We start from the raw sequence: 11,238 nt of genomic DNA, 5'->3' as shown, positions 1-11,238 counted from the left end.
GCCCGGGCTGCGGGCTCGCGCTCGATGTCTGGCGGCGCCGCGCTGCCCGGTCCAACCTGCCGGGTTCCGGCCAACCGGCTGGCGCCGGCCCGGCGGCGGGCGAGGACGAGCCATTGCGGCCGGATACCTTCGTTCGCGACGGTCGCAAGATCGGCCGTAACGAAGCCTGCCCGTGTGGCTCCGGCAAGAAATACAAGCACTGTCATGGCCGCGATGTATGACGCCACGCCCTGTTTTTTCGCGCCACTGTTGACCCGCGAGCGCTGACCATGGCTGTGAATCTCTCCGAGCCCGGGGCGCTGGCCCCGATTACCGGCGTGCGCTGGGCGACCGCGGACGCTGCCATCAAAAAGCCGGGCGGGGACGACCTGGCGCTGCTCGTGCTCGACGAGGGCGCGACCGTGGCCGGCGTGTTCACGCGGAATGTGTTCGCGGCCGCTCCCGTGGTGCTGGCCCGTCGGCACATGGCCACCACGGCGCCGCGCGCGCTGCTGATCAACAGCGGTAACGCCAATGCCGGCACCGGGCGTCCCGGCGAGGCCGACGCGCTGGCCTGCTGCCAGCGCGTGGCGGATTCGCTGGGCGTGGCGGCCGAGCAGGTATTGCCGTTCTCGACCGGCGTGATCGGGCAGAGACTGCCGATGTCGCGCATCGAGCCGCTGATTACCGGCCTCGCCGAGGCGTCCACCGAAGATGGCTGGCGCTCAGCCGCGCGCGCGATCATGACCACGGACACCGTGCCCAAGGGGGCGAGCCGGCAGCGGGTGCTCGACGGTGGCACCGTGACCCTGACCGGTATCGCCAAGGGCTCCGGCATGATCCGGCCGGACATGGCCACCATGCTGGCGTTTGTCGCCACCGATGCGGCGGTGCCCGCGGCCGATCTTGACGCCGCCCTGCGCGAAGCCGTGGGGGTATCGTTCAACAGCATCACGGTCGACGGCGATACCTCGACCAATGACGCGGCCATGCTGTGCGCGACGGGCGCCGGGGTCGCGATCGATCGTCGCCGGCCGGGCTGGGCTGCCTTCGTCGAGGCGCTGCGCGACCTCATGACCGAACTGGCCTGTGCCATCGTGCGCGATGCCGAGGGCGCCACGCGCTTCATCACGCTCGCAGTCGATGGCGCGAACAGCGTGGACGAAGCGCGCGCCGTGGCGTTCACGGTCGCGCATTCGCCGTTGTTCAAGACGGCCGCATTCGCCGGCGATCCCAATTGGGGCCGTATTCTGGCGGCCGTGGGGCGGGCGCCGGTCGCGGATCTGGCCATCGACGGTGTGGCGATCGCGCTGGACGACGTGGCCATCGTGGCCGGCGGCCAGCCGCTGCCCGACTATCGCGAAGCCGATGCCGCCGAGGTGATGAGCCGGGCCGAGTTCACGGTACACATCGGGCTCGGGCGGGGCGATGCTGCGGCCACGGTGTGGACGTCGGATCTGTCGTACGACTACGTTCGCATCAACGCCGAGTATCGAAGCTGAGATGACATCCCAAGCGCGCGATGTACTGGATATCGCGGTCGGTGTCCTGGTCGATGCGCAGGGTCGGGTCCTGATCGCACAACGCCGGCCCGATACCCCCGGTGCCGGCTACTGGGAGTTCCCCGGCGGCAAGCGCGAAGCCGGGGAGACGCTATTCGATTGCCTGGCCCGCGAGCTGGCCGAAGAGATCGGGGTGACCGATCTGCGTGGTGAGCCGCTGATTCGTTTTGCCCACGATCGCGGCCCACGCCCGGTCCGCCTGCATGTGTGGCGGATCCATGCCTGGACCGGCGAGCCGGGCGGACGCGAGGGGCAGAGCGTGCGCTGGGTCGCGCGCGACGCGCTCGACGAGATCGAACTGCTGCCGGCGACGGATGTCATCCTGGCCGCGCTGGCGCTGCCGCGGCATTATCTGATCACGCCGCGTCTGACCGGCGCCGATCGCGATGCCTGGTTCGCCGCGCTCGACGAAGCGCTGCGGCGGGGAACGCGGCTGTTGCGCCTGCGCGATCCGGATCTGTCGGCTACGCGCTATGCGCGGCTGGCCGCCGCGGTGATTGCGCGTGCGCATCGCCACGGCGCGCTGGTGTTGCTCGATCGCGATGCGGATATGGTCAACGCGCTCGGTGCCGACGGTCTGCACTGGAGTGCGGCGCGCATCGCCGCCGCCCGGGGCCGGCCCGTGGCACGCGAGCTCTGGTTCGCGGCCTCGGCCCATGATGCCTCGGAACTCGACGCCGCGATCGCGGCGGGCGCGGATTTTGCCACCGTCTCACCGGTCGCGGTCACCACGACGCATCGCCAGGCCGAGCCGCTGGGCTGGCCCGGGTTTGAGAACCAGCGCGAGGACCGCGCCTTGCCCGTGTATGCGCTCGGCGGCCTGGAGATCGCCGATGAGGGCGATGCACTGGCACACAACGCGCAGGGCATTGCCGCCATCCGCGGGCTGTGGCCAGGAGCTGCGGACGCCTGAGCGCCGCGCGACCGGCTATTTATTACGCCAGGCTCCCGCCGCCGCGCTTGCGCATGCCTTCAATGCGTGGGCTCGTCCTGGCCGTAACCGGCCAGTGGCAGCGATGTCGTATCGGCCGAGCCGTCCCGGCCCGGAATCCGGTTGGATTCGTCGAGCCAGTCCCCGAGATCGATGAGCTTGCAGCGACGCGAACAGAACGGCCGGTAGGTATTCTGCGGCGTCATGTCGACCGGTTCGCCGCACTGGGGGCAGGGAACGTGTTGTTTCGTAGTCATGACGGAAAGCGTAGCGAACAAAACCCGGCCATGGGAACCCGGCGTTGCCCGTGACCGCCCGGGGCAGGCACGCGCGCCCGGCAAGGCGTGTCGAGCGCCGCGTCAGCGCGCCATTGGCAACGCGGCGCGGCTGCAACGGGCGCGGGGCGACACGGCGCGTGCATATGCAGCCCCTAAAACCGACAGCAGGCCATGCGGAAGGCGACGCTGTGCTCGGTCTGTCGCAAGTGCAGCTGGCTGTCCTGGTAGCGCATGAAACGCACGGTGGCCCGGTGCCGTCCGCCGCTGATCTCGGGAAATACGCCCGGGTCGTCCAGTAATACGCGGATCATCTGCGTGCCGGTGGCGGTGTTGTGCACGAGTACGCCGCCCTCGGCGACCTCGGCGGTCGGCTCGGCGCTGTCGCGCAACAGTCGCAAGAGCAATTGCACGCCACGCTCGACCGGTTCCACGCGCTGGGACCAGCGCGCAATATCGTCATCGATGGCCTCGTCGTCCTGGGCCAGCCAGTGATGATAGGCCGGTAGATCGAAGCTACAGGTGCCGCCCGGGATGGCATGGCGGTTGTTGAGGCTGTTGAGCAATTCGTTGTCGCGCAGTTGATAGGAAGCGAACTGCGGTGGAATCTGTGTCATCTCGCGCGCGATCGTGTCCAATTTCGTCAGAATGCCGGTGAGCGCGCTCTGGTCGATGTCCTCTCGCTCGCTCAGCTGGGACAGGTTCGTGCGGCGCAGTTCGAGTTCCTTGCTCACCTGGCCGCGGATATCGTGACGCGACATGACGTTCAGGATATCGAGCAGTGCATCCAGCGTGGCACGGCGGCCCCAGGCGCTCGCGTCGGCGCGATGGTGGCGCAGGCGGGCGGTCAGGTGCTCGATGCGCAGGAAGGTGCGTATCCGTTCATTGAGCGGTTGTTCGTAACAGAGCACGCCGTCATCGGTCACGCGGGCCTCCCGTGTCCAAATGTCGACGACAAGTCTATGCCGCCGGGGCCGCCACGCAAAGCCGCGACCAGGACCGCGCCGGTGACAGCAGGCCTGCCTACCCCGGCAGGTGCAGCGGCGGCAGGTCGGTGATCTCGCCGCGGGCCAGGCGCTGGTAGCCGGCATGCAGGGCGGCGGCAAGGTCGGCGATGTCCTTGCGCGGCCCGGTGTTGATGAGCACGTCGTCGGCGTATTCCAGCCGCTCGGTACGCGATTCCTGCGCCGCGATCATCTTGCGCGCCAGGCTGTCGTCGATTTCGTCGCGCCCCTTCAGGCGTTCCAGTTGCACCGGCTCCGGGGCATCGATGACGAGCACGCGGTCGACCAGGTCCAGCATGCGCGATTTGACCAGCAGGGGCACCACGAGGATGCAATAACCGGAATCCACGGCATCGCTCTGGCGCGTCAGTTCGCTGCGAATGCGCGGATGGGTGATGGCTTCGAGATCGCTGCGGGCGTCGTCGTCGTCGAACACGATGCGGCGCAGGGCATGCCGCTTGAGCCGGCCCGCCTCGTCCACGATATCCGCGCCGAATCGCGACACAATCTCTGCCAGCGCGGGTTGCCCGGGCGCCACGATTTCGCGGGCGACGGTATCGGCGTCGATGATGGTCACGCCGAGGCGTTCGAAGGCCGATGCCACCACGGATTTGCCGCTGGCAATGCCGCCGGTCAGGCCGACACGAAGTTTACGACTCATACCCGGTCTCCACGAGCGGTTCGAACGAAGTTGCGGCCGGCGGCCGTTTTGTCATCAATCTGTCGCCGATGACCGTTAGCGTCGAACACAGGCACTAGCGCAATCCCGAAAACGTCAAATAGGCGTGCAGGATTGTATCGCCTGCGACCAGTGCCAGCCAGCCGCCGAATGCGAGCCACGGGCCGAACGGCATGGCGGCGCCCCGCGGCAGCCGTCCCGAGGCGATCAGCGCGCCGCCGACCAGCGCGCCGCCCAGCGACGCGGCCAGCAGGGCGAGCGGCAGTTGCGCCCAGCCCAGCCATGCGCCGAGCGCGGCCGCGAGTTTGAAGTCGCCGTGGCCCATGCCGATCTTGCCCGTGGCCAGCCGGAACCCCTGGAACACCGCCCACAGCACCCCGTAGCCGGCTGCCGCGCCGACGATGGCATCGGTCGGCCCGGGTGCGGTTGGCGCCAGCTGCACCACGCTGACCAGCAGGCCCGCCCAGAGCAGCGGCAGGGTGATCGCATCCGGCAGCAGCTGGGTGCGGAAATCGATCGCGGCCAGGGTCAGCAGTGTCCAGGACACGGCGACCATGCAGCCGCCCCAGGCGGTCGCGCCGAAGCGCGCGACCGCGAGCACGGCCAGCAGCGCCGCGGCCGTCTCGATGGCCGGATACTGCAACGAAATCCGCGCGCCACAGGCCGCACAACGCCCGCGCAGCATGAGATAGCTGACGACAGGCAGGTTGTGCGCGGCCCGAATCGACGTTTGGCAGCGCGGGCAATGCGAGCGCGGCACCGCCAGGTCGAAGCGCGCCGCCTGCGGTTCGGGTCCGGGCTGTTCGAGGATGTCCGCGGCGTCGCGGCGCCAGCGTGCTTCCATCATGGCCGGCAGGCGCCGAATCACCACGTTGAGGAAGCTGCCGACGACCAGACCGATAACGGCGACCGCGATATAGACGAACGCGGGCGGCAAGCCGGCCAGGCCCATCAGACCACCGACCCGAGCTTGAAGATGGGCAGATACATGGCAATCACGAGCCCGCCCACCAGCACGCCGATGACCGCCATGATCATCGGCTCGAGCAGGGACGACAGACCGTCCACCTGGGCATCCACCTCCGACTCGTAGAAATCGGCGACGCGGCCGCACATGGCATCCAGGGCGCCGGCCTCTTCGCCGATCTTGATCATCTGATGCGCCATGCTCGGGAACCGGCCAGTGTTCGCCATGGCGAGCTCCAGGCGCTGGCCGGATTCCACCTGCCCGCGCATCTGGTGGATCGCTTCCTCGAAGGCCACGTTGCCCGCGGCACGGGCGACCGAATCCAGTGCCTCCACCAGCGGTACGCCCGCCGCGAACATCGTGGCCAGTGTGCGCGAAAAGCGGGCGACGGCGGCGTTGTCGACGATCGGACCGACCACGGGCGCACGCAGCAGCACGCGATCGAGTGCGCGCCGGAATCGTCGCGATCGCCGGCGCGCGGTCACGAAACCGTAGCCGGCGCCGAACACGACGGCGAGAATCAGCCACCACCAATGCTGCACGGTTTCCGACAACCCGATCACCATCAGCGTAAACGCCGGCAGGTCCGCGCCGAAGCCGCGAAACAGCGACTGGAACTGCGGTACCACGAAATACAGCAGAATGCCCATGACGATAATGGCTACGATGATCACCGCCGTCGGATAGAACAGGGCCTTGCGTACCTTGGTCTTGATCGCCTCGGTCTTTTCCTTGTAGGTGGCGATCTTGTCGAGCAGATCCTCGAGCGTGCCGGAGCGCTCGCCGGCCGCGACCAGGTTCACGAACAGCTCGTCGAAGTAACGCGGATGACGGGATAGCGCCTCGGCCAGCGGCAGCCCCGATTCGATGTCCTCGCCGATGGCGTTGACGAGCTCGGCCAGGCTCGGATTCGAGGCGCCCTTGGCCACGATGTCCAGCGACTGCACCAACGGCACCCCGGCGCCCAGCATGGTGGCGAGCTGGCGCGAGAGAATCGCGATATCGCCGGCCTTGATCTTCTTCTTGCGCTTGCCGCCGATGCCGAACAGTTTCGTCTGCTTGCGTACGCGCAGCGGGTTGATGTTCTGGCGGCGCAGGGTGGCGCGCACCATGGCCTCGTTCGGGCCCTCGGTCTGGCCCTTCACCCGGGTGCCGTTGCGGTCGGTGCCGATCCAGAAGAACGTATGGTTTTCGGTGCGTGTTTCTGCCATGAGGCCTCTTCGCCGCCGGGTATGGCCCGGCTATTCCATGCCCAGTTTGGCCAGGCGATAGCGCAGTGCCCGGAACGTGATACCCAGCCGCTGCGCGGCCTTGGTCTTGTTGTAACGGCAGGCCTCCAGCGCGCTTTGAATGCGCTCGCGCTCCAGGGCCTCGAGCTGGCTTTCCAGGTCGACGGATTCGTCGGGCGCCATGTCGGCCGGATTCGAGGCCACGGCATCGGCCAGCGGTGAGTGCAGCCGCAGGTACTCGCGCTCGATCAGTGGCGATTCGGCCAGGGTCACGGCGCGTTCCAGAATGTTTTCCAGCTCCCGGATATTGCCGGGAAAGTTGTAGCGCATCAGCGCAGCGAGCGCCTCGTCGGTCAGCCGGGGCGTGCGGTCGAGCCGCATCTTGCGTGCCAGGCCGGCGAGGATGCGGTCGGAAAGTGCCGGAATGTCCTCCGTACGCTCGCGCAGCGGCGGCACCTTCACCTCGATGACATTCAGCCGGTAGTACAGATCCTCGCGAAAACGACCGCGCGCCACCTCGATCGACAGATCGCGATGGCTGGCACTCACGACACGAACGTCGACCGCTGTTTCCATGGTCGCGCCCACCGGCCGGATCGAGCGCTCCTGGATCGCGCGCAGCAGCTTGACCTGCATCGCCAGCGGCAGATCGGCGATCTCGTCGAGAAACAGCGTGCCGCCGTCCGCCCGCGCGAACAGCCCCGGCGTGTCGCGTGTCGCGCCCGTGAACGCGCCGCGCAGGTAGCCGAAGAATTCCGATTCCATCAACGCCGCCGGGATCGCGCCGCAGTTCACCGGCACGAACGCGCCGCTCACGCGCGGGCCCTCGGCATGGATCATGCGCGCCACCAGTTCCTTGCCGGTACCGGATTCGCCGGTGATATAGACCGGCGCCTGGCTGCGTGCCAGCTTGGCGATGGTCTCGCGCAGGCGCGCCATCGCCTCGGTCTGACCCACCAGCCGGGGCGACACATCCAGCGAGGGGTGGGGCGGGGCGTCGTGCTCGAGCCCGGCCAGCTTGAGCGCCTGGGCAACCAGGGCCCGCAGCCCGGCGACATCGATCGGCTTGGAGACGAAATCGAAGGCGCCCGCCTTGAGGCTGGCCACGGCCGCCTCGGCGCTGCCGTAGGCGGTGATCACGGCCACCGGGCAGCTCTTGGCCCGGTCATTGATGTGTCGGACCAAGTCGATGCCTTCGCCGTCCGGCAGGCGCATGTCGGTCAGACACAGATCGAAGTGTTGGTCGTCGAACCGGCGCCGGGCCGTGGTGAGATCGGCGGCCGCCACGGTCTCGATGCCCATCCGGCCGAGCGTGATTTCCAGAAGCTCGCGGATGTCGGCCTCGTCGTCGACGATCAGGGCGCGTGCGGCGCTCTGGACTGCGGCGTTCATGAATTCGGGTCCTCGTCAATCGTGCGCGGCAACAATATACGAAAGCAGGCCCCGCGCGCGTGGTTCATTGGGATGAGACGGGCGCCGTTGGCCTCGCAGAGTTCACGCGCGATGTGCAACCCGAGGCCGGTGCCGTCGGCCGCGGTGGTGAAGAACGGTTCGAGGATGCGATCCAGCAGATCGGGGGCGATACCGGGCCCGTCATCGACGATATCCAGCACCAGGTTGCGGTTGGCATCGATATGCGCGTGAAGCTCGATCCGGGGCGCGCGATCACGCCGCGCATGCCGGTTGCTGTTGTCCCACAGACTGAACAGGACCTGGCGCAACTGACTCGGATCGAAACGTATGCGGTGGAATGGCCAGTCGCCCAGTTGCGAAAACTGCGGCGGGTCGTCGCGGGTCTCGCGATAATCGGCGACCATCTCGGGCACCCAGGCGGCCAGTTCCAGGATGCGCGGCTGTTGCGCGGAGCGCCGGGCCAGACCCAGCACGTCCGAGATGATGCGGTCGATGCGCTGACAATGGCGATGGATCATGGCCAGCAGCCGGCGATCGTCCGCGCCCAGTCTCGGTGATTCGGCCAGCAACTGCTCGGCGTGACTGATTGCACCGAGGGGATTGCGGATCTCGTGGGCGATGCTCGCGGTCAGCCGTCCGAGCGACATCAGCTTCATCTGCTGTGCCTGCTCGCTGGCGCGCCGCGCATCGTCGAGAAAGATCAGGGTCGGCGTCTCGTCGCCCCCCAGCGCCGAGAACTGCGGCTGCAACGGACGCCCGGCCACCTCGATCAGCGGCGGGACGGCATGCCGACTGCGCCAGGTGGCGAGTGTTTGGGTCAAGGTCGGCGGCAGGTCGGTAAGCGTTGCCGGGGGCGATTCGGCGTCGGAGTAGTCGAGCAGTTCCAACGCGGCGTGGTTGAGAATCTGAATCCGGTCGTCGGCGTCGACGACGATGGCGCCGGTCTGCATGCGATCGATGATGCGCCGGTTCAATTCGGCCATGTCGCGCGCCTGGCTGGCATGGCTGGCCGCCGATGCATCGCTGACCCGGATGCGGCGGGCCAGGCCGTAGGCCATGAAGGCGGTGGCGAAGTACAACGCCCCGAGAATGCCGGCTTGAACGAAATCGGTAGGGGCGTCGGCGAGCTGCCAGTGCCGCAGAATCTCCTGGCCGATCAAGCCCAGCGCCGCGAGCGCGGCCAGCAGTCCGGACAGGCGCGACGGCAGCAGAATGCCGGCGGCGGCCAACGGTGCCAGCAGCAGCATCGCCAGCCCGCCCGAGGCGCCGTTGCCGCTGAAGCTCGCCAGCACGATCATCACCACATCCACCAGGATCTGGACGAACAGGTGCACCGCCAGCCGGGGCCAGTGCACCAGCGCGGCCCCGGCCAGACATACCGCCAGTGCCAGATAGGTCAGGCAGACGGCGCGGAACAGGCTGGGAAAATCGGGCGCGAACAGGCCGTGGCCATTGCCGGCGCTGAGGGTGGCGACCAGCCCGAAGGCGATCGCGCTGCGATAGAACGACAAGGTGACCGCGGACCGCCAGGTCGTGCCCGTATGCACGACGTGCGCGCGCCGAGCGTCCCGATTCATGCGCTTTCGTCGTGGCTCTGGCAGCAATAGCCCCGGGTATCGTGACGAGCCAGGCGCCGATCGAGGTAAGCGCCGCAAACATGGCAACGCACGGTCGGCGTGAACGCGGCGCGCTTGTCGGCCTTATCATCCACCGGACGGCGCGGCAGCGCGCGACGCAGCACGAGCCAGACGGCGCCGATGGCGCATAGAATCAGAATCAGGCGGGCCATGACCTTGGCGTTGTTGTCGTCCCCACCCGTGCAGCATACCCAAGCCGTGCGCCGGTCACGAGCAATTCATGGCCGGGGTGAACGGCGATGAACCCGCGCCGTATGTCGGGGCCAAGTTGTGATCGGTGCCGCAAGACGCGACAATGCGCGCCGCTTTCTTACGTTTTTCAGTTTGTTTGCAATCGAGGCGATCCCATGAACGTTCACGAATATCAGGCCAAGGAAATCTTCGCACGCTTCGGCGTGCCGGCCGGCGAGGGCAAGGTCGCCCGCTCGGCCGATGAAGCCGTGTCGGTGGCCAAGGAACTCGGCGGCGAACGCTGGGTGGTGAAGGCCCAGGTCCATGCCGGCGGGCGCGGCAAGGCCGGCGGCGTGAAGCTGGTCGACAGCGTGGACGAGGTCAGGAAGGTCGCGTCCGAGATGATCGGCTCGAGCCTGACCACGCACCAGTCCGGCGGCGTGGCACTGCCGATCAATGCGGTCTACGTGGAAAAGCCGGCCGATATCCAGAACGAACTGTATCTTTCGGTGCTGGTCGATCGCGCGACGCGCCGCGTGACCTTCATCGCCTCGCCGGAAGGCGGCATGGACATCGAGGAGGTCGCCGAATCCACGCCGGAGAAGATCACCCAGATCGCCATCCACCCGGCGGCCGGCTTCCAGGCCTACCAGGGACGTCAGCTCGGTTTCTTCCTCGGGCTGGACAAGAAGCAGGTCGGCGAGTTCGTCAAGGTCATGAAGGGCCTGTACGACATGTTCATGGAGACTGACGCCTCGCTGGTCGAGATCAACCCGCTGGTCACCACCGGCGATGGCGGCCTGGTCGCGCTCGACGGCAAGCTGAATTTCGACGACAACGCGCTGTTTCGGCATAAAGAGTTTGCCGACATGCGCGACATCACCCAGGAAAACGAGCGCGAGGCCCAGGCCGCCGAGCACGATCTCAACTACATCCAGCTCGACGGCAACATCGGCTGCATGGTCAACGGCGCCGGCCTGGCCATGGGCACCATGGACCTGGTCAAGCTGCACGGCGGCGAGCCGGCCAACTTCCTGGACGTCGGCGGCGGCGCCACCACCGAGCGCGTCACCGAGGCGTTCAAGCTGATCACCGCCGGTGAAGGCGTCAAGGCCATTCTGGTCAATATCTTCGGCGGCATCGTGCGTTGCGACCTGATCGCCGAAGGCATCATCACCGCGGCCAAGGACGTCGGCATCAACGTACCGGTGGTCGTGCGCCTGGAAGGCACCAACGCCGAGGAAGGCCGCAAGCTGCTGGACGAATCCGACTACGACCTCATCGCCGCGCAGGACCTGACCGACGCGGCCAAGAAGGTGGTCGCCGAGGCCCGCGGCTAGGCCCCGGCCCGTCATCGATCGTCCCAGGATTTACCGAGCAGGATTTTAAGA

At 67.5% G+C, this 11,238-nt stretch carries 12 protein-coding genes; 4 read left to right on the top strand and 8 right to left on the bottom strand.

The features are described from left to right. The 3 genes from ACS8YF_RS06665 to ACS8YF_RS06655 all read left to right on the top strand — a co-directional run. On the top strand, positions 1-221 hold a 221-nt coding region (locus ACS8YF_RS06665; protein WP_440849438.1), incomplete at its 5' end, for an SEC-C metal-binding domain-containing protein. 48 nt (positions 222-269) lie between these two features. Then, positions 270-1,481, top strand: a complete 1,212-nt coding sequence (gene argJ / locus ACS8YF_RS06660; RefSeq protein WP_440849437.1) for a bifunctional glutamate N-acetyltransferase/amino-acid acetyltransferase ArgJ — start codon at positions 270-272, stop codon at positions 1,479-1,481. A gap of 1 nt (position 1,482) precedes the next feature. Further along, on the top strand, positions 1,483-2,454 hold the full coding sequence (locus ACS8YF_RS06655; RefSeq protein ID WP_440849436.1) for a Nudix family hydrolase: 972 nt from the start codon (positions 1,483-1,485) through the stop codon (positions 2,452-2,454). Positions 2,455-2,513: 59 nt separating this feature from the next. Here the strand turns inward: ACS8YF_RS06655 and ACS8YF_RS06650 are convergent, their stop codons facing one another. The 8 genes from ACS8YF_RS06650 to ACS8YF_RS06615 form a co-directional block, all read right to left on the bottom strand. Then, entirely contained in the window at positions 2,514-2,729 is a 216-nt protein-coding gene (locus tag ACS8YF_RS06650; protein ID WP_440849435.1) for a DNA gyrase inhibitor YacG, read from the bottom strand. A gap of 173 nt (positions 2,730-2,902) precedes the next feature. After that, a complete protein-coding gene (zapD, locus tag ACS8YF_RS06645) occupies positions 2,903-3,673 on the bottom strand; it encodes a cell division protein ZapD (RefSeq protein ID WP_440849434.1) in 771 nt (256 codons plus the stop codon). Positions 3,674-3,770: 97 nt separating this feature from the next. Next, a complete protein-coding gene (coaE, locus tag ACS8YF_RS06640) occupies positions 3,771-4,412 on the bottom strand; it encodes a dephospho-CoA kinase (RefSeq protein ID WP_440849433.1) in 642 nt (213 codons plus the stop codon). A 94-nt stretch (positions 4,413-4,506) separates the two neighbouring features. Next, positions 4,507-5,382 (bottom strand): prepilin peptidase, encoded by an 876-nt coding sequence (locus ACS8YF_RS06635; protein ID WP_440849432.1) that lies wholly within the window; start codon positions 5,380-5,382, stop codon positions 4,507-4,509. Further along, positions 5,382-6,608 carry a type II secretion system F family protein gene (locus ACS8YF_RS06630; RefSeq protein ID WP_440849431.1) on the bottom strand — a complete coding sequence of 409 codons (1,227 nt, stop codon included), beginning with the start codon at positions 6,606-6,608 and terminating at the stop codon, positions 5,382-5,384. The genes ACS8YF_RS06635 and ACS8YF_RS06630 overlap by 1 nt, the downstream gene beginning before the upstream one ends. 30 nt (positions 6,609-6,638) lie before the next feature. After that, positions 6,639-8,018 (bottom strand): sigma-54-dependent transcriptional regulator, encoded by a 1,380-nt coding sequence (locus ACS8YF_RS06625; protein WP_440849430.1) that lies wholly within the window; start codon positions 8,016-8,018, stop codon positions 6,639-6,641. Beyond that, complete coding sequence (locus tag ACS8YF_RS06620; RefSeq protein WP_440849429.1) at positions 8,015-9,616, bottom strand: sensor histidine kinase; 1,602 nt, start codon at positions 9,614-9,616, stop codon at positions 8,015-8,017. The genes ACS8YF_RS06625 and ACS8YF_RS06620 overlap by 4 nt, the downstream gene beginning before the upstream one ends. Then, the gene (locus ACS8YF_RS06615; RefSeq protein ID WP_109994001.1) at positions 9,613-9,828 is read right to left on the bottom strand and encodes a hypothetical protein; all 216 of its coding nucleotides are present in this window, start codon (positions 9,826-9,828) and stop codon (positions 9,613-9,615) included. The genes ACS8YF_RS06620 and ACS8YF_RS06615 overlap by 4 nt, the downstream gene beginning before the upstream one ends. 195 nt (positions 9,829-10,023) lie before the next feature. On the opposite strand from ACS8YF_RS06615, the gene sucC reads away from it, so the two are divergent. Further along, the gene (sucC, locus tag ACS8YF_RS06610; protein WP_440849428.1) at positions 10,024-11,187 is read left to right on the top strand and encodes an ADP-forming succinate--CoA ligase subunit beta; all 1,164 of its coding nucleotides are present in this window, start codon (positions 10,024-10,026) and stop codon (positions 11,185-11,187) included. The last annotated feature ends 51 nt before the right edge of the window (positions 11,188-11,238 follow it).

It is taken from the genome of Salinisphaera sp. SWV1 (genome assembly GCF_052044155.1).
GTDB lineage: Bacteria > Pseudomonadota > Gammaproteobacteria > Nevskiales > Salinisphaeraceae > Salinisphaera.
The sequence above is the reverse complement of the archived record's forward strand: the minus strand, read 5'-3'. Positions and strand labels throughout refer to the sequence as shown.

Bases quoted from the DNA above. Each gene is read 5' to 3' on its own strand.
- ACS8YF_RS06650 (WP_440849435.1), bottom strand. From the start codon at position 2,729: ATGACTACGAAACAACACGTTCCCTGCCCCCAGTGCGGCGAACCGGTC.
- ACS8YF_RS06630 (WP_440849431.1), bottom strand. From the start codon at position 6,608: ATGGCAGAAACACGCACCGAAAACCATACGTTCTTCTGGATCGGCACC.
- ACS8YF_RS06655 (WP_440849436.1), top strand. From the start codon at position 1,483: ATGACATCCCAAGCGCGCGATGTACTGGATATCGCGGTCGGTGTCCTG.
- ACS8YF_RS06615 (WP_109994001.1), bottom strand. From the start codon at position 9,828: ATGGCCCGCCTGATTCTGATTCTATGCGCCATCGGCGCCGTCTGGCTC.
- coaE (WP_440849433.1), bottom strand. From the start codon at position 4,412: ATGAGTCGTAAACTTCGTGTCGGCCTGACCGGCGGCATTGCCAGCGGC.
- sucC (WP_440849428.1), top strand. From the start codon at position 10,024: ATGAACGTTCACGAATATCAGGCCAAGGAAATCTTCGCACGCTTCGGC.
- argJ (WP_440849437.1), top strand. From the start codon at position 270: ATGGCTGTGAATCTCTCCGAGCCCGGGGCGCTGGCCCCGATTACCGGC.
- ACS8YF_RS06620 (WP_440849429.1), bottom strand. From the start codon at position 9,616: ATGAATCGGGACGCTCGGCGCGCGCACGTCGTGCATACGGGCACGACC.
- ACS8YF_RS06625 (WP_440849430.1), bottom strand. From the start codon at position 8,018: ATGAACGCCGCAGTCCAGAGCGCCGCACGCGCCCTGATCGTCGACGAC.
- ACS8YF_RS06635 (WP_440849432.1), bottom strand. From the start codon at position 5,382: ATGGGCCTGGCCGGCTTGCCGCCCGCGTTCGTCTATATCGCGGTCGCC.